16 protein-coding genes and 1 pseudogene are annotated in these 26,394 nt (G+C 51.4%); 5 read left to right on the top strand and 12 right to left on the bottom strand.

Annotated elements, in window-relative coordinates; genetic code table 11:
- Positions 1-230 precede the first annotated feature (230 nt).
- From ACX1C1_RS16605 to ACX1C1_RS16590, 4 genes and pseudogenes are all read right to left on the bottom strand, one after another.
- Positions 231-440, bottom strand: a pseudogene (locus ACX1C1_RS16605) (transposase); the annotation flags it as partial.
- A 200-nt stretch (positions 441-640) separates the two neighbouring features.
- The gene (locus ACX1C1_RS16600; RefSeq protein ID WP_458953284.1) at positions 641-1,339 is read right to left on the bottom strand and encodes a hypothetical protein; all 699 of its coding nucleotides are present in this window, start codon (positions 1,337-1,339) and stop codon (positions 641-643) included.
- A 600-nt stretch (positions 1,340-1,939) separates the two neighbouring features.
- Positions 1,940-2,281: a transposase gene (locus ACX1C1_RS16595; RefSeq protein ID WP_458953283.1), complete on the bottom strand. Its 342-nt coding sequence runs from the start codon at positions 2,279-2,281 to the stop codon at positions 1,940-1,942.
- Between the two features lie 192 nt (positions 2,282-2,473).
- Positions 2,474-3,073: a Gmad2 immunoglobulin-like domain-containing protein gene (locus ACX1C1_RS16590; protein ID WP_458953282.1), complete on the bottom strand. Its 600-nt coding sequence runs from the start codon at positions 3,071-3,073 to the stop codon at positions 2,474-2,476.
- 220 nt (positions 3,074-3,293) lie between these two features.
- Between ACX1C1_RS16590 and ACX1C1_RS16585 the strand changes: the two genes are divergently transcribed.
- Positions 3,294-4,133, top strand: coding sequence for a sugar phosphate isomerase/epimerase family protein (locus tag ACX1C1_RS16585; protein WP_458953281.1), 840 nt, complete (start codon positions 3,294-3,296; stop codon positions 4,131-4,133).
- Positions 4,134-4,261: 128 nt separating this feature from the next.
- Here the strand turns inward: ACX1C1_RS16585 and tyrS are convergent, their stop codons facing one another.
- Together tyrS and ACX1C1_RS16575 are read right to left on the bottom strand one after the other, a co-directional pair.
- On the bottom strand, positions 4,262-5,521 hold the full coding sequence (gene tyrS / locus ACX1C1_RS16580; protein WP_458953280.1) for a tyrosine--tRNA ligase: 1,260 nt from the start codon (positions 5,519-5,521) through the stop codon (positions 4,262-4,264).
- Between the two features lie 386 nt (positions 5,522-5,907).
- Positions 5,908-6,759 carry a helix-turn-helix domain-containing protein gene (locus ACX1C1_RS16575; RefSeq protein WP_458953279.1) on the bottom strand — a complete coding sequence of 284 codons (852 nt, stop codon included), beginning with the start codon at positions 6,757-6,759 and terminating at the stop codon, positions 5,908-5,910.
- A gap of 185 nt (positions 6,760-6,944) precedes the next feature.
- Between ACX1C1_RS16575 and ACX1C1_RS16570 the strand changes: the two genes are divergently transcribed.
- A complete protein-coding gene (locus ACX1C1_RS16570; RefSeq protein WP_458953278.1) occupies positions 6,945-7,775 on the top strand; it encodes a phytanoyl-CoA dioxygenase family protein in 831 nt (276 codons plus the stop codon).
- An 87-nt stretch (positions 7,776-7,862) separates the two neighbouring features.
- Here ACX1C1_RS16570 and ACX1C1_RS16565 read toward each other — a convergent pair whose 3' ends face one another.
- The 3 genes from ACX1C1_RS16565 to zwf are packed head-to-tail and all read right to left on the bottom strand — an operon-like array spanning position 7,863 to position 11,634.
- Positions 7,863-8,684, bottom strand: a complete 822-nt coding sequence (locus ACX1C1_RS16565) for an alpha/beta hydrolase (RefSeq protein ID WP_458953277.1) — start codon at positions 8,682-8,684, stop codon at positions 7,863-7,865.
- A gap of 4 nt (positions 8,685-8,688) precedes the next feature.
- Positions 8,689-10,104, bottom strand: coding sequence for an NADP-dependent phosphogluconate dehydrogenase (gene gndA, locus ACX1C1_RS16560; protein ID WP_458953276.1), 1,416 nt, complete (start codon positions 10,102-10,104; stop codon positions 8,689-8,691).
- A gap of 24 nt (positions 10,105-10,128) precedes the next feature.
- Positions 10,129-11,634 (bottom strand): glucose-6-phosphate dehydrogenase, encoded by a 1,506-nt coding sequence (zwf, locus tag ACX1C1_RS16555; RefSeq protein WP_458953275.1) that lies wholly within the window; start codon positions 11,632-11,634, stop codon positions 10,129-10,131.
- Positions 11,635-11,895: 261 nt separating this feature from the next.
- On the opposite strand from zwf, the gene ACX1C1_RS16550 reads away from it, so the two are divergent.
- From ACX1C1_RS16550 to ACX1C1_RS16540, 3 genes are all read left to right on the top strand, one after another.
- On the top strand, positions 11,896-20,217 hold the full coding sequence (locus ACX1C1_RS16550; protein WP_458953274.1) for a GH36-type glycosyl hydrolase domain-containing protein: 8,322 nt from the start codon (positions 11,896-11,898) through the stop codon (positions 20,215-20,217).
- A gap of 130 nt (positions 20,218-20,347) precedes the next feature.
- Positions 20,348-20,575 (top strand): hypothetical protein, encoded by a 228-nt coding sequence (locus tag ACX1C1_RS16545; RefSeq protein ID WP_458953273.1) that lies wholly within the window; start codon positions 20,348-20,350, stop codon positions 20,573-20,575.
- A gap of 212 nt (positions 20,576-20,787) precedes the next feature.
- A complete protein-coding gene (locus ACX1C1_RS16540) occupies positions 20,788-22,896 on the top strand; it encodes a methyl-accepting chemotaxis protein (RefSeq protein ID WP_458953272.1) in 2,109 nt (702 codons plus the stop codon).
- 82 nt (positions 22,897-22,978) lie between these two features.
- Here ACX1C1_RS16540 and ACX1C1_RS16535 read toward each other — a convergent pair whose 3' ends face one another.
- The 3 genes from ACX1C1_RS16535 to ACX1C1_RS16525 all read right to left on the bottom strand — a co-directional run bounded on the left by ACX1C1_RS16535 (position 22,979) and on the right by ACX1C1_RS16525 (position 26,320).
- Entirely contained in the window at positions 22,979-23,524 is a 546-nt protein-coding gene (locus ACX1C1_RS16535) for an NADPH-dependent FMN reductase (RefSeq protein ID WP_458953271.1), read from the bottom strand.
- A gap of 229 nt (positions 23,525-23,753) precedes the next feature.
- Entirely contained in the window at positions 23,754-24,602 is an 849-nt protein-coding gene (locus ACX1C1_RS16530) for an SDR family oxidoreductase (RefSeq protein ID WP_458953270.1), read from the bottom strand.
- 20 nt (positions 24,603-24,622) lie between these two features.
- Positions 24,623-26,320, bottom strand: coding sequence for a helix-turn-helix domain-containing protein (locus ACX1C1_RS16525; protein WP_458953269.1), 1,698 nt, complete (start codon positions 26,318-26,320; stop codon positions 24,623-24,625).
- Positions 26,321-26,394 lie beyond the last annotated feature (74 nt).

Here is a 26,394-nt window from a genome sequence, read left to right as displayed (position 1 = left end):
TTTTACATACGTTGGGGACATCTACTTGCGTCGGGGCACATTGTATGTAGATTTTTACATACGTTGGGGCATTGTAGAGCTTCCGGTTCACGTCCTCCCCTGCTTCATGCCAGCGTTTAAAGGTATTGGAGGCGAAGGTGTATCGCAGATCATAAAGTCTTGGCGGTTTTGCATTATCGCAAAATACCAACGGACGGATCAATTGAAACGCATACTCAAACGCGCGCGTGTAAGATGTGCTTGTTATCGTTCTTAACCATGCTGATCACATGAAGTCCACGATTCAGAACTTCCTGAATGAGTGGCGCATGGATAAACCAGCTATCCATGAGAACATAAGATGCTGTCATCCCCACATGAATCGCGCTGTCCAGCATTGCCGCGATAACTTGTGGGGCAGTGAGAAGTGCTTCTTGACGGCCTTTGAAGCCCGAGGTTCTCCTGTCAACTGTCGGTCTTCTTCCCTGATCGGATCGGTCAACACTTACGCTAGTATTTTGCTTCAAGAGGGCTTACACAAAATACTGGACAGACCCCTATTGTGAGTATTGGCTTAATTACTTGTATTCAACAGTGGATTAAACCAGTCGCTCTAGTGCGCACCACCTCCTTAAAATAAATATAAAAATGTCAGGATCATTTATTGTGAAATAATAGAACTTGAGTTAAAAATGAAATTTAACTCATTGTGCTTGTTGAAATAGAAGAAAATTTGACTGAAATCAATTTGTTCGGACTTATATGCGGGGCAACAGCTATTTATATATGCGCTGATTATATCGTCTTCAGAGTATCCTACCTTCTCTAAAAATTGTCTAGATGTTAATATTTCTCCATTTTTTGAATCATAATAAAAAGATTGAACATTGTTCATAGGATTATATGATCCATATGCTGAGGATATAGTTGAATAAATAGCAATGCTATATACACCATCAAAATCAGCAACATAATAGTCATACTGATACCATACATATTCATATCCTTCAGCTGTTTGACAGTCATCAATATGTTCATATTCTTGAATATGAACATATTCAGAATTGATTTTTTCATTCACTTGGTCGGCATTTGGCAAATTATTATTCAGATTAGGCAGCCTAATATCAACCCTGCAAGTACCATAGTCATCCAAATGTACTTCAAAAGCTGTTTCAACGACGGATCCCCTCATTTCTGGGATATCACTGTTGTCTCTTGTATGATTATTCGTCGACGTTTCTTCACAGCCTGTAAGTAGCATAATCCCTGTAACTATTAAAAGCATTGTAGCTAGCAAACGATTCACTAAAAATTTCTTTCGTGGAAGTATATAACGATCGATGCGTAAGTTTTTCATTTAGGTTACCTACCTTTTGCAAGGCTCCTGTGGCCTCGAATTTGAATGAAGAGACTCTACAATGAATAACTTGTGTAATGACGCTTGTGAAGGGTAAATGTAACAGCTTTCATTATTTTTTAATAGGTTTTGTGTTTCCGTACTATAATGTGAGTTGTGTCAATGGAGATACTATCATGCCCAAAATTGGAATGTCAACTCAAAAAAACATAATTATTTCCATGAATATACTAGGTGGGTCGAATGGTTAATGTTAGTATAACTCTACTGCATTTAACATTTAGTGTTTTCATCTCATAAGGAGCTCCGTTTGGCCAGTTTTTCTATCAATTATTTTTTCGGAACCGCCAGTTAAGGCGAGAGCATTACTCCCCCACTACCAATTCCTCAATCCACTCGACATTTAGCAGTAATTCAAAGATTGGAGTTGTAAATGGTGCGAGTATATGGAAGGAAAGGGAGTCGTCTTACCGTGGGAGGTCTCATGGACGTGAGGAGATAGAGTTTCGAATCACGGTTGAAACAAGATTTATCATGAGAAGTCAGCACCGACGGCTTCCCCAATCAGTGTAAGAGCTTGCTCGCGATCTGAGGCACGGATCATTCGTCCTCGTTGTCCCCCCAAATCGCTTGGGCCTTTATTGGCAACAACAATAAGGCGGCTGTCTCGGCGAGTGCCGCCTCTTTGCACTTCAGCTCACGACTTAACGCTTTGTTCTCTTGTTCTTTCGCACGTAGTTCCTTCAGCAACTGGTTGGAGTGCGCAGTAACGCCTCCGTTAGCTTGCATACACGCATCGCGCCATGCTTCTACTTGTTCTACGTGTAACCCTTTGGCACGACAGTATTCGGCCATCTCGATCTCACTTAATGCTGCTGTTTCCACCACGATGGTGAACTTATCCATCGTGCTCCATCGCTCTGTAGATGCACCTGCCGGCATAATCGTTCACTGGGCTTTTGCCGCGTTCCTCCACTTGTACAACGTGGTTTCAGATATACCCGTTTCTCTGACTAACTTACTAACAGATTCATTATTTCCGTTATTCCCACTATACTTTGAGATAGGGGTTACGACAACTATTCTGACAGAGGGGGAACTCGCTTGCTTATGCTGTTGTAGGTTAAAACCTTTTTATGGTCCGAACGTCTCTAAAGGAACCGACAAAACATTAACGCGCGAGCCATCCTTGGCGCTGTACTCAAACAACTCCAACATGAGCGTGCCATTAACCGGTTGCTGTGCGGGCGGGATCTCGATGCCGATCGCGAAAGGCGACCAAGCGGGAGCTCCTTCAGCCACCATATGGTGACCCTCCAGGAGATAGTTATGGCCATCCTCGACAGCATAGTTCATGACGGCCTCGAACACTCTCGCTTCACCAGACACGATATAATGTCCTCCCGAGCCGTTAATGCTGATATTGCAGAATGCATTGTTGCAAGGAATGGTAGCCACACTTGACGTGATGTTGACGCGCCTCAGCTTCTCATCCCATTTGACTCCCGCTCCAAGCAGCTCTCCTACCGCGAGGAGTGGCACATAGGTACTTCCTTCATAATTGAGAATTGGCAATGTTTCGTCCCAATAAGCCACACCATTCACATATACGGGATATGTTGCCTTCTTCAACCAATAATTCGACGCATCCTTTGCCGCAAGTGATGGCAACGCCGTCATCAGCAGTGCGCCTACAAGCAAACCGATCATGAAGCCTCTCGATTTCTTTAGCAAGCTCGCCCCTCCTCTTAAACGCATACTCCCACATCGATCATTAAACATTCTATGCGGCAGCATCACCCATCCATGTGTAATGATGTGACACTGTCTGCTCCCACCACTTGCCACTTTGCACAAAATCGCATATAAACAAAGTAAATACCCGCCTTGAAACGATGGAGTAGGAAGGCTATGCTGATAAACATATAAGATTAGAATGGAGCGTGCCTGCCCTATGTTCCGCAATCGACTTTCTATTAGCAGTTGGAGTCTGCACCGCTGTCTCGGTCCGCTCTACTGGACCACATGGGACGATTCGTCGAAGACGCAGTCTATCTCCTTGCAAGAGCAGCCCGAACTTATGTCTCTGCTCGACCTGCCAGCCGAAGCAGCTTCGCGAGGTTTATCCTACCTGGAATTATGCCACTTTCATTTCCCCACGCGCGAAGAAGCTTATCTGACTTCCTTACGATCAGCATTCACTAATGCCGGAATCACCTTTCACACCTTGTTGATCGATTATGGCGACATCTCATCTCCTGATCCCGTAAGACGAGACAGCGATCTCTCCTACTTAAAAGGCTGGATTGAAACCGCAGCGACAGCAGGCGCTGCAGCGGTCCGAATTGTTGCCGGAGAGCAGCCGGCAGGCGATACCGAGGCGATTCGTCGCAGCGCGCTCAGCTTGATGGAGCTAAGCCGATATGCCGCTCCGCTTGGCGTCCGGGTCGTCACCGAGAACTTCCGCGATCTGACGTCAACGGTCGACAGCTGGCGCGAGGTGCTTGGCGAGACGAACGGGGAAGTTCCAACGATCGTGGACTTCGGCAATTTGGCCAAATCAGAGAAGGAAGCGGGCATCATCTACGGGGCGCCGATTGCGCACACCTTCCACGCCAAGCCGGAGTATCTAGACAATGGCTCTGTTAATGAGGAGTCGCTGACGAAGCTGCTTGTACTTGCCGGTTCAGGCAACGAAGAAGCGCCGATCTCGATTATTTTTGACCGGGATGGCGACATGTGGGATGGGATCGAACGGATTAAGGCAATAATTCTGCGCCAAGGACAAGTCTAGTTATTCTCCTGGAACAACCTGGTCCAGCTATCATTCACTGAAACGAATAGCAAAGACACCTGCTTCCTTCGCATGGCGAGGAAACAGGTGTCTTTGTGTTTCTATGGTGCTTGTTGTTGGATGCTGGATTACGCCATCCGCACCAAGCTGTAATTTTTTTTGCCTTTGCGAATAATGATGAATCGGCCGCCGATCGCTTGGCTGTCCGACACTTCAAGTGCCAGGTCGGTTACACGCTCGCCATTCATCGAGATCGCGCCATTCGTAATGTCTTCGCGTGCCTGGCGCTTGGACGGCTCGATACCTAGATCGACGAGCCAATCGACGATGTTTTTCGCTTCACGCGAGGATTCGAACGTCGGCATTTCCTTGAAGCCTTGCTCGATTTCGTCGGCAGTGAGCGAAGCGATATCACCGGTAAACAGCGCTGCCGTAATCCGTTTGGCTTGCTCAAGGAGCTCCTCGCCGTGTACGAATCTTGTCATCTCTTCCGCCAGCTTCTTCTGCGCTTCCCGCTTGTGAGGTTCGGATTGCACCTTCTCCGCCAACTCCTCGATCTCTTCTTTGGAGAGGAACGTAAAGTACTTCAAATATTTGACGACATCCCGGTCATCGGTATTCGCCCAGAATTGGTAGAATTCGAATGGCGTCGTTTTGTTCGGATCCAGCCAGATCGCGCCGCCGGCCGTCTTGCCGAATTTCGTACCGTCGGCTTTGAGCATCAGCGGAATCGTCAGGCCGAACGCCTTCGCTTCGCTGCCCTCTTTCTTCCGAATCAGATCAAGTCCGCTCGTAATATTGCCCCATTGGTCAGAACCGCCGATCTGCAGCTGCACATCCTCGTTCTGGAAGAGATGCAGGTAATCGAGCGACTGCAGAATTTGGTACGAGAACTCCGTGAACGAAATACCGCTCTCGAGCCGGCTGGATACTACATCCTTTGCCAGCATCGTATTGATGCTGAAGTTTTTGCCGTAGTCGCGCAGGAACTCAATCACGTTGATCTTGTGCGTCCAATCGTAGTTGTTGACCATACGGATATTGTTGTCGCCATCCGTCACGAACAGCTTGCGAAGCTGCGCAGTAAGCGCGTTAACATTGTCCTCGATCTGCTCCAGCGTCTGGAGGGAGCGCTCCGAGGTGCGTCCGCTAGGATCGCCGATTGTGCCTGTTGCCCCGCCGATCAGGATGACTGGACGGTGACCGGCAAGCTGGAACCGCTTGAGCACCATGAATGGAATCAAATGACCGATGTGCATGCTGTCGCCCGTCGGGTCTACACCGCAGTACAAGGAAACAGCTTTTTCGTTCGTCAGTTCGCGAAGCCCCTCTGCATCCGTTTGTTGATTGATGGCATCGCGCCATTGTAGTTCGTCGATAATGTTCATTCGTCATACACTCCTTTTTGTTAATTGGGACAAAAACAAAAAAACGCCCCCATGTCTATGAAGACAAAGGGACGATCCGTGACCGTGTTACCACCCAGATTGCATCAGCTTATTACGTCCATGGACGCATAAAAGATGCCGCTCTTGGCGAGTTATCGTTCACCATACCGCTCGGCATTACCCGAGATGCTCCAGAGTGTATTTCGCAGGCTTAATGTGTGCCGGGTTCCATCGCCCCCCGGCTTTCTGAGACAGGGACTAAGCCGCTACTGCGCTCATTCTACGCATTGGTTTATCAAATTACAGCAAGTATATTGAATCCGTAAGATGATGTCAACCTTTATTGCCTTAATTGCCTTTATTGCCGGTAACCTGGACAGATGCCATCATTGCCGCTGACGTCTTGCTTCCGAAGGCGAATGACCATAATACCGCTTAAACAGCTTGCTGAACGTATAAATATCAGAGTATGCAAGCGCTTCCGCCACTTCGGACACCGTCATCGCCGTTTCTCCCAGCAAGTGGGCTGCACGTTCCATCCGAAGTTTCGATATTGTTTCTTTGAGCGTAAGTCCTGTATGGCGTTTCATTAGCGCGCTGACGTACCGAGCAGATAAGCCAGACGCGGCGACAACTGTTTCGTAATGGATCTCCTCGGATAGTCTGAACCGAATTTCATTATGGACGGTCTGGATGATCTGGTCGACGTAATAGTTGCGAGCAGGCTCATGCTGCCGATCCATCTCCTTCAGCCATCTGGTCAGAATAAGCTTGAGCAGCAGATCATATTCTGCCTCGTTCGCGGCATCGGCTTCTTCCCAATAGGTCATATCAACGAGCTGATGCAATAACGGCTCCAGCCTGTACGTATCCCGAATGTACACGCAGCGCTGTTCCGGCAACGGATCATGCCACCCCCCGGTCTCAATCTCTAGAAGGTTTGTCATTGCAAAATGGCAAAAGAGTACCGTAAGCGGATCATCTTGACGATGGCTCGCATGAATGACATCCCCAGGACGAAGTACAAAGAATGTGCCGGACCGAATCTCATGCCGAAATCCGTTGATGTACATCTCTCCTCGCCCTTTAACAGCGTACCACAAATCATAATCCGCAAGCGGAAGCGGCTGCCACGACCAGTTCGGCTCGCAGCGAGCTTTGCCTCCTATACCATTGAGCGCCAAATGAAGCCTGCTCCATTGCCATCCCTCGTTACCCTCAATCGTGACATCTCCCACTCTCTGCTCCCCCTTCCCTACACCAGAAAAATTCGATAAAGAACCCCTATTCCCTTTATTCGCCCAACAATAAAATATAGCATTTAAGTCCAAATTTAACCGCTACCGGTCCATTCCTGATTCCCTCCTGCTTTGTTAATCTGAATACACAAGAAACAATCCATTCATGGAGGCGAACATAACCAATGAAACGAACAGCCGTAAGTCAGGAATCCATCAACGCCATGTTATACAAGTATGACAACGTGCATGTAAGTCTAAACGGGATTGATGCGCTTGAGAATGAACATTTAAAGGGTTATAAACAATCAGGTTTTCTATCAATCGATGGTTTGTTAAATGAAGCCGAGGTCGAACAATCGAAGCAAGCGCTAATGGATCTCCTCCATGTGGATCGGAAGGGAGCGAAGCTCCAATTCACCAAATCCGAGAGCCAATTAAACACTCCGGAAGAACGCGACCTATCGATTCGCAAAATCTATGAGTTCGTTTCCGTCGAGGATCGGCTGCGCCAGATCGCTTATCATCCCGACTTGATAAGTATTATTCAGCGTATTTTCGGCGAGGAGCCCGTATTGATCCAGGATATGGCGTTGCTTAAACCCCCGCATGGCGGCGGAGAGAAGCCATGGCATCAAGATATGGCATATGGCGGTTTAACGTATACCAAAGCAGCTATCGGCGTCTGGATCGCGCTGGATGAAGCGACTGCCGACAACGGATGCATGCATATCATACCTGGCTCCCACCAAGAAGGCGCAACGCCACATTATGCGATCCGCGATTGGCAGCTATGCGATTCGCAAGTGCCGGTTAACCGAGATGTCATTGTACCTCTGAAGCCGGGAGGCGCCCTTTTCTTCCACGGCATGCTGTACCATGGCACCCCATCTAACCTCTCGACGCTCAAGCGGCGGGCCTTGCAATTCCATTACGTGCCGGCATCGGCAGAGAGAGTATCGCCGCAAGAATACAAGCGGATGTTTACGAACGAACTGAGCGGCGCGGAGTGTTGATCTGCGACAGAGGTTAGTCAATGGAAAGGTGAAATTACAAAAGGAGCAGGCATCCCCTCATGGGGTGACCTGCTCCTTGCTCGTATTTCAAGCCTTTACGGCACTTGCATCCGCATACACGAAGCCGAGTCGACGCAGCCAGCGTTCGCACTGGACTGTCCATTGCGCGGTGTCAGGTAGAGCCTCTGACAACCCGACGCCATGTACGCCTTCCTCGTAAATATGCAGTTCGAATGGCACCTTAGCCTTGCTTAGCGCCAAGGCGAACATCATGCTATGCTCCGGCGGAACCGCCGTATCCTCTGCCGTATGCCAGAGGAACGAAGGCGGTGTCGCTTCTGTCACAAGAAGCTGGCTGGACAACGCGAGACGCTGCTCCTGCGTCGACTCTTCGCCAAGCTGCGCGGTAACTGAGCCGAGATGAGAATATGGCTCTGCGAACGAAATAACAGGGTAACACATCACAAGCGCATCGGGACGAGAGCTTTGCCGTTCGATTGGGTCGGTCGAATCCGCATCTCCGCTGTCGAAGCGTGTGCCAAGCGACGATACCAGATGACCGCCTGCGGAGAATCCAAGCGTCGCGATACGGTCCTCGCGGATGCCCCATTCCGCTGCATGGTGACGAGCTAACCTCACGGCACGCTGGCCGTCAATCAACGGAACCGGATATTGATAAGGATATACGCGGTATTGCAAGACTGCCGCCGAGATGCCAATGCTATTGAGCCATTGTGCGATCGGATATCCTTCATGCTCCGCTCTCCTCCGGTACGCTCCGCCTGGGCAAATGATAACAAGTCCCGCCCGTTCTGCCTCTGGCACGAGGTATACCTCCAGCGTTGGCTCATGAACTTCAGTGATCCCCTGATGCGACGGAGCCCCATCTTCCCATAGACGATAGATCATGGATTTATTCTTCCTTCATCCACTGGAAATGGAATTTGCCTGGCTGATCCACACGTTCGAACGTGTGCGCGCCGAAGTAATCGCGTTGTGCTTGCAGCAGGTTAGCCGGCAGACGCTCCGTACGGTAGCTGTCATAGTAGGCTAATGCCGACGCGAAAGCCGGAACCGGGATGCCTCTTGTTACAGCCGTCGCGATCACATTGCGCCATGCTTCTTGGTAATTCGTTACGATGCTGCCGAAATATTCGTCCAAGAACAAATTTTTGAGCTCTGGATTACGGTCGTAGGCATCTTTAATATTTTGCAGGAAACGCGCGCGGATGATACAGCCGCCGCGGAAGATCATCGCGATGCTGCCATAATTCAAGTCCCAACCATACGCTTCGGATGCCGCTCTCATCTGTGCGAAACCTTGTGCATAAGAAGCGATCTTGCTTGCATACAACGCTTTGCGCACGGCTTCGATGAACGCTTGCGCATCTCCGTCATATGCAGCAACAGAAGGTCCGCTCAGCACTTTGCTTGCCGCTACGCGTTCTTCTTTCATCGCGGAGATGAACCGGGAGAATACGGATTCTGTAATGATCGAAAGCGGAACGCCAAGATCAAGCGAGCTTTGGCTCGTCCACTTGCCTGTTCCCTTCTGACCTGCGGAATCAAGAATGACGTCGACCATTGGCTTGCCTGTTTCCGCATCGTATTTGGAGAAAATGTCTGCGGTAATTTCAATCAGATAACTGTCGAGCTCGCCGTTGTTCCACTCTGTGAAGATATTGTGCAGCTCTTCCGCACTAACGGAAAGCGTGTCCTTGAGCAAATGATAGGCTTCGCCAATCAGCTGCATGTCGCCATATTCGATGCCGTTATGCACCATTTTGACATAGTGACCCGCTCCGTCGCCCCCGATGTACGTGCAGCACGGATCGCCGTCTACTTTGGCCGAGATGGCAGTCAGAATCGGCTCTACGAGCTCATACGCGTCGCGCACGCCGCCCGGCATAATAGCCGGTCCGTTAAGCGCGCCCTCTTCGCCCCCCGATACGCCTGCTCCGATGAAACGGAAGCCCTTTTCTTGCAGCTCCTTATTGCGTCTCTGCGTATCCGGGAAGTAGGCATTGCCTCCGTCAATCAAGATATCTCCTTGGTCCAAGAACGGGAGCAATTGTTCAATCGTTGCATCCGTTGCCGGACCTGCTTGCACCATAATCAATATTTTGCGAGGAATCTCGAGCGAGGACACAAACTCTTCCACGCTGAAGGTGCCAACGAGATTTTTCCCTTCCGATTCGGCAAGTAATTCATTTGTTTTCTCCGGCGAACGATTGTACACCGAGACAGAGAAACCTTTGCTCTCCATGTTCAATGCAAGGTTTTTACCCATAACCGCAAGTCCGACTACTCCGATTTGTTGCTTACTCATGGCATTAACGCTCCCTTTTCTCTATTATTCTTGTCCAGCTGCTGTCAATTGCTTAACAGGCTCCGCGGCATCGAACCACCAGCGGTAACCATCCCTTGCAAGCAGCTCATCTGCTTGTGACGGACCGTAAGTTCCAGCCTCGTAACGATACAGCGGCACGCTGTTCTCTTCATAGGCTTCGAGGATCGGCTGCACCCAAGCCCAGGACGCTTCTACCTCATCCCAATGGGCAAAATAAGTCGCGTCGCCAAGCAGCGCATCATGAATCAGGTTCTCATACGCTTCCGGCAGATCGCCATGGCCAGGATCGATATCAATGCGGATCGGCTTAACGTTTTCTTTGGCCGTTCCATCCATCGTATTGAGCTGCAGCGAGATGCTCTCGCCCGGACTCATCTCGATGACAAGCAAATTCGGTTCAGGTGTGCCTTCATCGCCGTTCGTGCTTTGTTGCAGCGCCTCTTTGAACTCTATGACAATGCGCGTCGATTTCTCCTTCAGACGTTTGCCAGTACGGATATAGAATGGAACCCCGCGCCAGAAGGAATCGTCGATCGTCAGCTTCGCAGCGACAAATGTGTCATTGTTCGAACCTGGCGTTATGCCTGGCTCGGATGTATAGCCGGCAACAGGATTCCCGTTAATCTGCCCCGCTGCATATTGACCGCGTACGACGGTTGCGCTGACGTCTGCCTTCTGCAGCGGCTCGAGCGCCTCCATAATATGTTTTTTCTTGAAACGAACCACGTCGGCATCATTGCCGACAGAGGTACGGATCGCCGTCATCATCAGCAGCTGCAGCATATGGTTCTGGAACATGTCACGAAGCGCGCCTACATGGTCATAATACCCTGCCCGTTCTTCTACGCCAACCGTTTCGTTTGCTGTGATCTGTACATTGGCTATATTACGGTTCGTCCAGAGCGCCTGAATGATGGGATTACTTTGTTGAAGCGCCTTGAAGCGCTGCAGCATCGGCTTTCCTAGGTAATGGTCGATACGGAATATTTGCTCTTCTACAAACGCTCGACCGAGCATCTCGTTAAGAGCTCTAGCGGTTTGCAGGTTATGGCCGAACGGCTTCTCGATAACGAGACGTTTCCAACCGTCGGCTGCCCCCAGTCCGCTCTTCTCGATGTTGGCTGCGATCGTCTCGAAATATTCGGGACCGACAGACAAATAAAACAGTCGGTTCGGAGCCAACTCAAGCACTTGCTCGCGGGTCTCAATCTTATGCAGCAGCTTGCCGTAGTCGTCCAATATGTCGATATTCAGCACGCTGTAGCTGAATGCTTGCAGGAACGACTCGATCTGAGCTTCGTCATGGTCCTTCCCTCTTGCATAATCACGGATGGATTGCGCGACATTGCCGCGAAACTTCTCGTCAGACCAGTCTCTGCGACCTAATCCGATTAATGCAAATGCAGCGGGCAGCTTGCCACCCATAAATAAATGAAAGAGGGCTGGATAGATCTTGCGTTTGGCCAGATCACCAGTTGCCCCGAACAAAATAAAAGTAGTTGGTTCCATGTTCCTTCTCCTCCCGTCAAGCGCGATCTATCTGTAGCTTTGACTTAACTATAATACGTAGCTAAGCCATACAAGTAATTAATAGTTTTCGGAGGAGCTATAGATATTGTCTATGGTATTTACAACAAATTAACGGCCATCATGACCTTTTGGATCCGTTCCACAAACTCTTTCTTGCCACAAACTTATAAAATGGGCCAAAAAGCGGAATGGTAAAGAAGTGCTTTTATATACAAAGTGACCCATGGGGGAAATTGGAAAATGGAAATGAATCTCGATAACATGCGAGAGCATGCCCACAAGCTTGCACTGGAGCATGATGCGAGCGGCAATCGTGTCTCTTCGAAGGTGTTGTGGAGACGTATGGAGGAAGATATACGCCAGCTGCGCGGCTATATCGCGGCAATCAACGAAAGCTCTACCGTATGCGAGCAGCCCGCGGACGAATGGCTGCGAGACCATGCAGAGTTTCTGGAAGCTGAGCTAGCCGGCATCCGCGAAGCCCTGGCGGACTTTCCCGCCAAGGAGCTGCCCGCTCTTAAGGGAACAGATTTGACTAGAGCCGCTTCGATCTGCAGCCATTATCTGGCGCTGACTGACGGCTTACTTGATGACGGGATGCTAGAAGCTTACCTCGATGCCTATCAGGATGTGGCCGTTCTGACGACGGCAGAGGCTTGGTCCTTATCGCTGTTCCTGCAGATGGAGCTGCTACGTAAGCTTGCCATGGTCGTGGAACCGCTGCGAGAACGCCGGCTCGTCTGTCTGCAAGTGGACCGGATGTTAGCCGGCATCCCCGCATCGGAACTCAATCCGGAGACATTCAAGGCCGCGCTCGACCGGGAGCAGATCGAGTTGCCGCTTTCCGGTGCGATGACCGTTCATTTGGTCAAACATCTCCGAGATCACGCCGAGGACTCCGCGCATATGGGCGAGTGGCTGGTTTGCAAGCTGGAGAACCCTCCAGAAGATTTGGACGCCATCCTTTCTTACGAATACAGGCTGCAAGCCGAATACCAGGTAAGTGCAGGCAACGTCATCGGAAGTCTGCGCAAGTTATCGCGCTGGGATTGGAGCGTGCTTTTCGAACGAATCAGCATCATTGAACGAACGCTTCGGGGCGAGCAAGCGAATGACTACCCGAGATTGGACAGCGGGAGCCGCCATACGCTCCGACACCGTGTGGAACGGCTAGCCCGCCGCATGCATGTGCCTGAAAATCTAGTAGCTTCGCAAGCAGTCTCCCTTGCTGATGACCGTTATGGAGCCTTTCGTGCTGAGGAAACAGATACAAACGCATCATTGCCTCCTAGGGAAAGTTATGCGGCCTATTATTTGCTGGAAGCACGCGGCATGCGGCGGCTTCAATCCGCCCTCAAGCAATGCGGCAAAGCTGGCGCCTTGCCAGAGGCAGGCTTCAAAAGACGGGCTTCCGGCATCTATTTGCAGCTTGTAGCGCTTGGCACTCTAGCCGCTTTGCTTGCCATGCTGACGTCAATTATAGCCGGGATTGATGAGCCTATTGCTGCGGGGGGACTAGCTCTGGCATTCGCACTGCTGCTCATACCGGCAAGCGAATGGTCCGTTACTCTTGTGCACTGGCTCATTGAAAGAGTCACGGTCCCTGACCGCCTGCTGCGTTACGACTTCTCCAAGGGAATTCCGCAAGACGCTAATACGATGATCGTTATTCCCGTCATATGGAGCAGACTTGACGATATCGCTGCTACTTTAGAGCGCCTGGAGCTTCATTATTTGGCCAATCGTGATCCACAACTGCGTTTCGCGATCTTGAGCGACTTTCGGGACACCCGCGAAGAGCGCCTAGCAAGTGATGAGCCAATGATTCGGGCTGCCCTATCCGGCGTGGAGCGGCTCAATCGCGACTACCCCGGCACCCCCTTCCATCTGTTCCATAGAGGCCGGCGGTGGAATGCCTCCGAAAACGTATGGATGGGCTGGGAGCGCAAACGCGGCAAATTAGAGGAATTCGTTAAGCTGCTCAGAGGCGATACGCGTACCAGCTTTGAGAGAAGAGCCGGCGACGATTCGGCTCTGGGCCATATCCGCTATGTGATCACACTGGATGCGGATACCCGTTTGCCGCTGGAGAGCGCGCAGCGCATGGTCGGCGCCATCCATCTGCCTTACAATCGACCAAGACTATCGCCAGACGGGATGCAGGTCATCGAGGGATACGGCGTGCTCCAGCCCCGCATCGGCATGACCTATGAGAGCGCGCGCAAGTCGCGTCTAACGGCGTTATTCGCCCATGAGGCCGGACTGGATCCTTATGCTTTTGCCGTATCGGATCCCTATCAAGATGCTACCGGTCAAGGCATCTTTACGGGCAAAGGCATATTCGACGTTCAAACGTTCCATCATATCCTATCCGGCCGATTGCCCGAAAATCGCGTATTAAGCCACGATCTGCTGGAAGGCGGCTTCTTACGCACCGGATTGTTGTCCGATATCGAGCTTATCGATGATCATCCGCCAACCTTTCTCTCTCAGCAGAAGAGGTTGCATCGCTGGACACGCGGCGATTGGCAGCTATTGCCGTGGCTAAGAAGCAAAGCGAGCAGCGCGTCGGGAGAACGAATCCCGACGCGATTATCGCTGCTTACGCGCTGGCAGATCGCGGATAATATGAGACGCAGCTTGCTGTCTCCCGCCCTGCTCGCCATGTTTCTGCTTGCCACCGTCCTTCCCGGACCAACGCTGGCATGGTATACAGTTGTATGCCTGACGTTGCTGCTTCCTGTGATCCGCCAACTATTCACGCCTTCCGTCTGGCTGCAACGACCAGGCGCATTACTGCGGACTGCCGCACATGCCTGCCTTACGTTATTGATCCTGCCGTTCCAAAGCGCGATGTTGCTGGGCGCAATCATGAGGACTCTGTTCCGGCTGCTCTTCTCGAAGCGCAAATTATTGGAATGGACAAGCCAATCAGAAGTAGAGAGACAATCTGACAAAGCAGGCGCTCCTCCAATGACGGGTATGGGCGGCGGGTTCCTGTTTGCGGCCATTCTCGCAGCCAGCATGCTGCTTACAGCGAATGAGTCTACGACACTCCGCAGTATCGGATTTGCAGTCGCCATCCTTTGGTGCGTGACTCCACTCGTCATTCGGTGGCTCGACGGCGCGCCGGCTCGGACAGACAAGGACTTTACGGCGTCTCAGCGTGAGGATCTGCATACACTCGCACGCGACATTTGGGATTTCTACGAGGATTTTGTGACAGAAAAGGATCATTGGCTCCCGCCCGACAACGTACAGATCGAGCCGGACCGCGGGATCGCGCACCGTACTTCGCCAACCAACATCGGGATGTATGCATTATGTGCGGTCGCTGCGAGGGACTTTGGATTTATCGATACGAGGGGACTCGTCGAGCGCTTAGAGCAGACGATCAGCACGATCGAACAAATGGAGAAATGGGAAGGCCATCTGTACAACTGGTACGATACAGAGACGCTTCGTCCTCTCTTGCCGATCTACGTATCAACCGTTGACTCGGGCAACCTGGCAGCTTCCCTCATGGCTGTCAGAGAGGGATTGCTGGAATGGCTGCAAGCCGACTGGGGCGGCAAGGCGGGCGGCGGCAATGACAACAGAGGCAACGAGGAGCACTGGGGAAGCGGACGATCGGAGGTTGCGTTCGCCAATGAGCTTGGCTCAATAAGCAATTCCGAGCTCATGAGGCGCGGCAATGCACTTGCTTCACGAATAGATGTGCTAACCAGAGAAACAAACTTCAAGCCGCTGCATGATTCCAAAACGAATTTATTCTCGCTCGGCTACCATGTCGGCAGACGCGAGCGGGATGAGGTGTTATACGACCTATTAGCTTCGGAGGCTCGGCAAGCCAGCTTCGTGGCTATAGCGATGGGTCAAATCCCCGTCTCACACTGGAATGCGCTTGGCCGGACCATGACGAAAATTCGCGGCAACGCTGCACTGCTCTCCTGGTCTGGCACGATGTTCGAATATATGATGCCCTGGCTGCTCATGCGAACATACCGTGATACCGTATGGGATAGCACTTACAAAGCCGTCGTTGGGCGGCAAATCGATTATGCCAAGCAGAAAGGTGTACCCTTCGGCATATCTGAATCGGGATACTTTGCCTTTGACCATCAGCTCAACTATCAATACAGAGCATTCGGCGTTCCTGGTCTGGGCTTCAAGCGGGGGCTGGAGCAGGATCTCGTGCTTGCGCCTTATGCAACGATCATGGCGCTGCCATACGCACGCGAGGAAAGTATTCACGCGCTCGCAGAGTTCGAGCGTATTGGCGGTCGCGGTCGATATGGATATTACGAGGCGCTGGACTTTACTCCGCGCAGACTCCGGCAAGACGGCAAACATGCCGTCATCCAAAGCTTCATGGCGCATCATCAAGGGATGAGCCTGCTGACATTGTCCAATCTGCTGCTGCCGCATTCGATGATCGACCGGTTCCATCGCAATAAGGAAGTTCAGGCGGCTGAGCTGTTGCTGCAGGAACGTATTCCGGAGAAGGCTAAGCTGATTCGCCATCCCGCTCTGCACAGACTGGAGGATGATCGCGAGAAAACGGCGTCGCCTGCCGATCCGATTCGGGAATTTTCTTCCCCGCATACCAAGGTGCCGGAAACATGCGTGTTATCCAACGGTCGGTTCAGCACGATCGTCACAGCAAGCGGGAGCGGCTACAGCAGCTTCGATGGAATGTCTGTTTCGCGCTGGAGAGAAGATCCCGTGCGTGACTCATGGGGCTCCTTCGTCTATATCCGAGATGTTGCCACCAGCGAAGTTTGGTCCGCATCCTATCAACCGTGCCGAGGCGAATCACCGGATCAACGAATCCGGTTCGAGCTCGGCAAAGCAACCTTCGAGCGAAGTCACAACGAGCTGAACGCCAAGATGGAAATCTGTGCCTCGCCGGAATTCGACGCGGAGATCCGCCGAATTACGCTGACGAATAATGGGTCACAAAACAAAATGGTCGAGGTAACGACATACGTCGAGCTCGCTCTCGCCAATCCTATCGCCGATGATGCGCACACTGCATTCAGCAAGCTGTTTATCCGCACGGCGTACGACGAAGGAAGCGGCTGCCTTGTCGCAAGCCGTCGCAAACGCGAAGCCAAGGAACAAGCGCTTTGGGCCGCCCATTCTCTCATCTCGGATGGCGCAAGTCATGGCTCGCCCGAATTCGAGACTGATCGATCCGCCTTTATCGGTCGAGGTTTCGAGCCGAGGCTGCCGCAGAGCATCTCTTCCAGACTTAAGGGCAAGACCGGATCCGTTGCCGACCCCGCGTTCGTCATGCGTCGTCATGTTCAGATCGAACCCGGCAGTGAGGCGGTGTTATATGCGGTCACTTCGGTTGGCGAGAGCCGTTCTGTTGTGATCGAAGCTGCCAGCGCCTTCGGCAAACGGGAAACCGTTGAACGTGAATTCCAGTTGGCATGGACGCGCAGCCGTATCGAGCTTCGCAGCCTCGGTCTAGATCTCGCCGACGCTTACGACTTCCAGCGCTTGGCCGCGCAGGTGCTCTATACGCCGCCGCTCAGCGCCAGCCGAAGCGCCAGGATCGAAGCCAATGTCAAAGGACAACCAGGTCTGTGGGCATATGGTGTGTCCGGCGACAAACCCGCCGTCGTTGCCGAAATCGATAATCGCAGCCGGCTGCCTTTTATTATGAAGCTGCTCTCCTGCCATGAATATTTGCGGAGACTTGGCATCCGCTTTGATCTCGTCATCCTGAACTATTCCGAAGAAGGATACTCGCAGGAGCTGCAGGATTCGCTCAGCCGTGCGGTGGAGCATGGCGTCGATCGATTCGGTGCAGGCCATGCCAATATTCGCGTTCTTCCAGCCGCCCAAATTCCGCAAGAGGACTTGACGCTGCTGCTTGCATTTGCTCGATTAACGTTACGCGCAAGCGGCCCGTCCATTGCCGTACAGCTCAGACTGCCAAGGCGCGCAGGAGAGACCCCTGACAGCGTCCATGCAATGAAACGCGCAATTGAGCGCGGACCGCTGCGCAAAGCGCGGGCTGGTGAAGCCGAAGTCGATACCATTGCCGATGCGATTGCCGAAACGTTGGAACCATCGTCGTTTAATACTCAAGATGCGTCAAGCTCGAGGTTCTCATCAAGCGGCGGCGTGTCGCTTGATGCCAAGGAAGTGAAGTTTTATAACGGCTGGGGCGGCTTTGCGAATAACGGCAAACAATACAAGCTCCAGATCGACGGTGAACATCATCTGCCCGCTCCCTGGATTAATGTGCTTGCGAATCCTGGATTTGGAGCACTCGTATCGGAGCTTGGCACGGGGTACACCTTCTGGCGCAATAGCCGGGAGTGCAAGCTTACACCTTGGTCGAACGATCCGGTACTCGACGAGCCGGGGGAGCTGGGTTTCCTGCGAGACGAAGAAAGCGGCATCCAGTGGACGCTTACGCCTTCCGCTGGGAGCAACCCGTCACCGTATGTGGTAACCCATGGACTTGGGAACTCCATGTTCGAGCATGAGCGCGAAGGCATCCGCCACTCGTTTGATCTTTATGTACCAATGGAGGATCCCGTCAAGATTATGCGGCTTCAGCTTCGCAACGAATCGCCAGAACCAAGGAAGCTTTCGGTCACCTATTATGCAGAGTGGGTCATTGGTGTACAGCGTCAGTCCAATGCCTCCTTTATTTCATGCGAGTGGGACGAGGAGGCCCAAATCTTGACCGCTCAGAACCGGTACCAGGATATTTTCCGCGAGGCTACACCTTTTCTCGGTGTTTTCCCACAGCAACCACGGGAAGAAGAATCAGTCACTTGGACGGCCGATCAGCTAAGCTTCGTCGGCAGGAACGGCAGCGTATATCAACCTGCCGCCTTGAACCAGAACCAATTGGACAAACGTGCCGGCGTTCATTATGCCAGCTGCGGAGCCGTTCAGCGCAAGCTGACCCTGTCGCCTGGCGAGGAACGCGAAGTCATTATTTTGCTCGGCTGCGCAACGTCGCGAGACAATGCCGCCGAGCTTGCATCAAAATATGCGAACGCCAGCCAGTGTGATGAAGCCTGGCAAGCCACTTCCCGTTATTGGGAAGATACGCTTGAACAGATTGTCGTCGAAACGCCTTCAGAAGAAAGCAATATGCTCCTGAATGGATGGCTGCTGTATCAATCGGTTGCATGCAGAATGTGGGCCAGAACAGCGTTCTACCAAGCGGGAGGAGCCTTCGGGTTCCGGGATCAGCTGCAAGACTCGCTTGCGATCCTGCACACTAGACCCCAGCTGACGAGGAAACAAATTCTGCTCAGCGCCTCCCATCAATACGAAGAAGGCGATGTACAGCATTGGTGGCATGAAGAGACAAGCCGCGGTATCCGTACCTTGTTCTCCGACGACCTGCTATGGCTGCCTTACACGGTCAGCCGCTATGTCGAGCATACCGAGGATCGGTCCATCCTGGACGAGCTTGTACCGTACATTACGAGCGAAATTCTGAAGGAAGGCGAGCATGAGCGATATGAGGAAACGGTACGCTCCTCTCGCAGTGGTACGATCTATGAACATTGTACGAAAGCGATCGACAAGTCGCTCTCCCGCATAGGCGAACATGGTTTGCCGCATATCGGGGTTGGCGATTGGAACGATGGCATGAATCTCGTCGGAGATGAGGGCCGCGGAGAAAGCGTCTGGCTGGGTTGGTTCCTGTGCGAGGTGCTAAGTCGCCTGGAGCCTCTTTGCGAGTTCTGCGGCGATACAGAACGAGCCGTCCATTACAAACAGGAACGGGAGAAGCTCGCCGCCTCCATTCATGAACATGCTTGGGACGGCCAGTGGTACCGCCGAGCATTCACCGACGCAGGCACTTGGCTCGGATCGCTATATAATGACGAATGCCGGATCGATGCCATCGCACAGTCTTGGTCCGTTATCTCTGGAGCAGCGCCGGCGGATCGCGCATTACAAGCGATGCAATCCTTCGATCGCGAGCTTGTCGATCGCGAAATGGATGTCATCCGTCTGCTCACGCCGCCATTCGACGTGACCGAGCCTAGTCCAGGTTATATTCAAGGTTATCCGCCGGGCATTCGCGAGAACGGCGCGCAATATACGCATGGCGTCTTGTGGGGTATTGTCGCATGGACGAAGCTGGGGCGCGGAGACAAAGCATTCGAGCTGTTCCGGATGCTCAACCCCATCAACCATACACGAACCGATCGCGAGGTTCGCACCTATTATGGCGAACCCTATGTCATGGCCGCAGATGTCTACACGGCCGAGCCGCATCGCGGTCATGCGGGCTGGACCTGGTATACCGGAGCATCAAGCTGGATGTATCAGAGCGGAATTGAATGGATTCTCGGCTTACGCAAACGCGGGAACCGGTTGTATCTCGATCCCTGCGTGCCACCCGACTGGCCTGGCTTCAAAGTAAGCTATCGCTTCGGGGAGACCCGTTACCAGCTCGAATTCCACCGCGACAGTACGAACGCAACTGACACTATCCTTGCCGGACCAGACACCTATATCGATCTTCAAGAAGTCGGCGGCGAACAACTTATACGAGTCAGATTGACTTAACGTAGAAGGGCTTCTCCATGGTCATCAACCTGATGACTGTGGATTGGCCCTTCTTTCATCCCCTCTGCTGTTGTCGAAACAACGATAAGAAGATCTACATGGGTAAGGTGTCGGTGTTGGTTATAGCTGGATGTTCTACAAAGAGAAGGACGGCAGCACGACGCATTGGCATAACGGCGGGACATACGGCTCCAGCAGCTTCGCTGCCTTTAACCGCGACAAAGGCAAAGGCCTTGTTGTGTTATCCAACCGGGGTGCCGATCTGTTGAGCCAGATCCCGCTCGTCGGCATGCGTAAGATGAATGTAGACAAGCTCGCTCGTAAGCTGCTCGACAGTCTTTACCGTTTACCCGACTAATAGAGCACAATATTAGTATAAGAGCAGTTCCTTTGTTCATCGACAAGATGCTGAAAGGAGCTGTTTTTTTGTTCAAAAGAAAGCATCAACTCAATACGATTATCTTCGATTTAAGAAAACGTCAGTGGTATTACATTCTAGTTCTAAATACCTATATATGTTTTGTCGAAAAATGCCGAATAAGGTCGTATATGAAAAAAGGAGTGGCTGCCATGTCAAAAATTCGCAACCTTTCGCTTTCCGTTAAATTTACCTTGATAATTTGGCTGTTGCTCGTGCTTGTACTAGGCTCCAATCTTAATTCCAACTTAAACCAACTAGAGGAATTAAGCATGGAAAAGGGAGAATTAGAGGCCAAATACGCTGGCGTAAACTATGCAACAGATGTGCAAAAGCGTATGTCCGATGTAGAAGCAACTCTACAATCGTTTGCAGAGCTGCTAGCTACTTCGAGAAAAGATCAGTCTTTTTCGCGGGAACAGACCGTAGAACTTCTTAAGCATGTAATAGAGAGCCGCGAAAATATTTTCGCCATGTATACACTATGGGAACCCAACGCATTCGACGGCAATGACGTCAACAATAAGAACAAGGCGATCTACGACGATGAAACCGGTCGTTTCATACCTTATTTGGTGAAGTCGTCTAATGGGATCATTATCGAACCGCTCGCCGAATATATGACCGAAGGTACGGGCGACTATTATTTATTGCCTAAAGCAAACAAAGAACTCACGTATATCGATCCATACCTCTATACGATTGCAGGCAAAGAAACACAACTTATGTCGGTCTCTCAACCGATACTCGATCAGAACGGCAATTTTCTGGGTATAATCGGTATCGATCTTTCACTGGATGAGCTGCAAGAAGAAGCTCTTGCATACACACCTATGAACGGTTATGTGTCGCTAGTCACGGAGCAAGGCAATTATGTCACAAATCCGAATGATCCAGAATCCATTATGCAGCCTTACAGTGACAACCCGGAGAAGGAAGCGTTATGGCAGGAAGTCAAAGCCGGAAATACGTTGAAGGGCTACACCATGAATTCTTCCGGCAACCGTGTCCTACGAACCTTTGAGCCCGTTGCATTACCAGGCTCGAAGCAAACATGGTACGCCATTTCATCCGTTGATCAAACCGAAATCATGGATAACTACTACACTGTCCGCACTACAGCTTTCACCACCTCCATTGTTGGGATTCTCCTCTTGGCGATCATTATGTCGCTTATGGTTAAGTTCATGGTATCACGCCCGTTGAAGCTGCTTTCAAGTAAGCTGCAAATTATGGCGGAAGGCGATCTTACACAACGGATGGAGATTAAATCAGGTGACGAGATCGGCATCATGAGCGGATACTTTAATGTCATGACCGAAAAGCTTAGAGATATGTTCCGCCGCGTTTCTGATCTCTCCATGGCCGTTGGAGCAACGTCACAGCAGTTGACGGCAAGCGCAGAGCAGACCAGTCATGCCGCTCAGACTGTAGCGGAATCGATCGGTCGGATCGCCGAAGGCGCGGCTGCCCAGAACGAGCAGGCCATGGAATCGTCGCGTACGATGGTCGAGATGACTGCAGGAGCGGAACGTATCGCCAGCTCATCTTCCTCTGTGTCAGCTTCAACCGATGATGTTACGGAACAAACCCGGTCTGGAAGTGTACAGCTTCAAGGCACGGTCATTGTTATGGAGGAAATGGCCCTGTCCGTACGGGAGACCGAAGAATCGATCCGCCGTTTAGAACAACGTTCGGTCCAAATCGGCGGCATCATCGAAGTGATTACAGCCATCAGCTCGCAGACCAATCTGCTTGCGCTTAACGCGGCGATCGAAGCGTCCCGTGTCGGCGAACATGGGCGTGGCTTTGCCGTAGTGGCAGCGGAGATCCGCAAGCTGGCAGATCAGACCCGCAAGGCCGCCGATGAGGTTAGCAGCTTAGTATCTGCCGTACGTGAGGATACAGATAACGCGTCTCGCAGCATGGCTGTCGGCAACGTCAAGGTTCGCAGCGGTCTATCCAGCATTACAGAGAGTCAAAGACTCTTCACTACCATTCTCTCGGAGATGACCTCGGTCAATGTACAAATTCAAGAAGTGTCCGCTGCTGCTGAGCAGATGTCTGCCAGTACGGAACAAATTTCGGGCAACGTCACTCAGCTGTCTTCTCTCGCGACGGAGGCGGCAGCAAGCTCCCAAAGCGTTGCCGCGGCATCCGAGGAGCAGCTTGCATCTATGGAAGAAATATCAGCCTCCTCCTCGCAATTGAGCAAGATGGTCGAGGATTTGCTGGAGCGGCTGGCCACATTCAAAATCTAATGCGAGAAAAAGGCGCCCTGGGGAGAACTCCCCGGGGCGCCTTTCATTCTGTCCAATTCTATTGAATAGACAATATTTTCAATTAAGCTCTCAATGTTTTCAGAGCGCCGCTCCATGCCACAACTTGATCAAGCATCGAGTTCACGTTCGCTTGATGCATATCGGCTGGTTTGAATGTAGAGTAGTTCTCGAAGTCTGTGAACAAAGACAATGTAGGATGATTCCGAACGTCTGCTACGAGCAGCTCGCCAAGGATGCCGCGAAGATGTTCTGCCGCACGCGCTCCGCCAGTAGAACCGTAGCTGACGATACCTGCTGCTTTGTTATTCCAAGCCTCACGAGCAGAGTCAAGCGCATTCTTGAGCGCTCCGGAAATACTATGGTTGTATTCCTGTACGATAAATACGAATCCGTCCAGGCTGTTCAGCTTCTCGTTCCAAGCGGCAAGTCCAGGTTCTTGACCTGTGCCTTCACCTAAGAATGGCAGCTTGTATTCTGCAATATCAACGATTTCGTAGGAAGCGTCGCCGCGTCCGTCAGCAATCCCTTTCACCCATTCTCCAACTTGCGGGCTTACACGCCCTTGACGTGTGCTGCCGAGAATAATACCGATATTAAGATTAGACATTCCACTACCTCCAGGTTATCATTTGTTATTTACTTTATAATACATAGTAATTATACATTTGTTTCCCCAAGATAGGAAGTAGGAACTTTAAATAAAGTGCGTGTTCAAAAAGTTCGGTTTTCAGCACCGAGAAGATTGGATGAAAGTAGAAACTGAGGCGCGGAGCGTAGTGGAAGCTACGTGAGCACCGGAAGTTTCACTTGAGTTCAAGATTCGATGTAGCGTGTCTTCATTCTCCGTTACTTCGTGTAACCTCCTCACTCCACTTCCATAATCGTTCTGCGGCTTCATCATCTGCCGCTTTGCCCGATAAAGATTGCATCCGTTTCTTATAGTAGTATTGACCGCTAACACCGGCAACCTCCGGGCTCAGCGATAAGTATAAGGCCGTCTCCGAGCCTTGTTCGGGCGTCAGGAAAAACGGCTTCAGCAGGGCATGAACGCTCTTGCCAAATCCGTTGTCGCGGTTAACGCCTATACTGGTTGCTACTGCTCCAGGATGGAGCGAATTGACCGTAGCAGACGTTCCCTTCAGTCTCTTCGCCAGCGATCTTGCGAACAATATATTCGCAAGCTTGGATTGTCCATACCCGCTAGCCACATTAAAGCCCTTAGAGAAATGGGGATCGTCGAATCGAATTTTACCAGCCTTGTATGCGCCAGAAGCAACAACAACGATTCTGCCTTGCTCGGCTTGTTTCACCTTGTCCAGCAGCAGCATCGTCAACAAATAATGCCCCAAATGATTGATGCCAATCATCGATTCAAAACCATCCTTCGTGAGTTCCCGCTTGAGGCTAACGACACCTGCATTGTTGACAAGAACGTCCAGCGCGTCGCCGCGCGCGTTAAATGCTGCCGCGAATCTACGAATGTCAGCCAACGATCCTAGATCACAGATCATGAGTTCTGCGCTGCCGCTGCCTGCGTTCTGCTGCACGCTGCTCAGTGCCTGCATACCTCTTGCCTGATTACGACAAACCATGATGACATGCATCCCAGCTCGTGCGAGACCAATGCTTGTTGCGAGTCCCATACCTGAATTCGCTCCCGTAACCATTGCGATCTTCTGCGTCATACCAGCACCTCCGACTCTCTCTATTGATTCTCAAGAATGCGCTCCAATTGCCGCATCCGGGAGATCGCATCGTACAAGTTCCACTTCGTCTCCTCCACCACATACGATCGGCCGCGCTGAACGGCCGGTATTCGTTGCCAAAGCTCGCTCTGAAGGAGCTGCTCCGTCGCCTCACGCGAGGAAGCGTTATTCGGCATTGGAACAATCACGACATCGCCTGCATACCGGGTCATATCTTGGCGGTCGATCATCCGATAGGCTTCGCCTGCGGCTACGATCTCCTGTACAGGCTCTGACAGAATCGTTCGATCTATGCTGTGTAGAAGCTCGGACAAGCCGAGACCTCCCATGACGAACCACTTGCGTCCGCGATGACAGAGAAATACCGATACTGTCTCATTCTGACTCCTGAATCCTTGGATTACCTTGCGTGCTTGTTCGAGCTGCAATTTGTACTTCTCGATAACCTTGGATGCGATCATCCCTTTATCTAACCAGTTTCCTAACCTTTCAATCCGTTCAACAAGCGAGTTATGCGAGTCATATACAATGGTTGGAGCAATCGAGCTAATTTCATTATAGATACGTTCATCCATATTCGAAAGCACAATCAAGTCCGGCTCCAGTCTCTTCGCTTTACCAAGACGAAGAGGTATCCCGATATCTTCGATACCATCTAGACCGCCATCCTCCTCCGTTAACCATGAATCCTCCAAGCCATACAAATTGCTCGCGATCGGCCTGATGCCAAGCGCCAGCAAGTCACCAATGACCTCCCCGTAGTACAGTATCCGCCTTGGCTTCACCGGGATTCGGACTTCACGGCCCGCATCATCCGTAATCAGCTTACTTCCTCTCATTCGCTGGGCGTATTGCCTTGGCGCGATCCCCACGATCTGCCTGAATCTACGGTTAAAATAATATTCATCCTCGTAACCAACGCCGTGTGCAACCTCTCGCAAAGGTTCATCTGTAGCAACGAGCCTTTCCTTCGCTAGTTTGATCCGTATTCCATGCAAGTAGTCAAGCGGCGATGAGCCTGTTAATTGTTTGATCATCGTCGCGTATTGCCCTGGCGTCGCACCGGCTTCTTCTGCCAATTGCTTCATATTCAGTGGGAGCCGGTAATGCTCTTCGATGTATCGAATAGACCGTTCAGCCGATGTCAACGACCCGCTTGCTTCTCCACCTGCAGAATTATGTTCAATCAACATACCCACTAATTCCATAAACTGCTGTCGACGCCTGAACCAAGCCATGCTTGAACCTGCTCTAGCGATCTCCCCAGTCCCTTTGCCTCCTTGGCCGCTCTCGCAATCAGTATTTGCCGTCAATTGTTCGAACAGCTTGATGGCACGCATATAGGGGAACAGCCGCCAATTATAATGGACGGGACTAATCGGGTCCGTATAACTCGTTGCAGTTTCGACATGAATGAATTTGAATTTCAATTGATACATCGATACGGACTCGCCCGAATAATTGGCAACATACCAGCTCTGACCCGGTGGCAGCATGTAACAGCTTTGCTCGTGTGCAGGAATTAGCCGATCATCCGCGTAAAGGCTGCAATCGCCAGCAGCAACAAGCAGCAGCGAATAATAGGTATCGCGCTGATCTTCCGTCACCTGGTCCTTCTGCAGAACCCAAAGCTTCGCTTCCAGAAAGTGAAGGAGCAAGGATCGGAATATATTCAAGTCTACTTCTTCGTCGCTCATCCGGCATCCCTCGATCCTACATTCTAAATTGATCTAATTGTAGGCGATCAAAAGCCGCATATCAACTAGATGAT

Source organism: Paenibacillus sp. strain BS8-2 (genome assembly GCF_054483835.1).
This window is presented reverse-complemented; position numbering and strand designations above follow the sequence as displayed.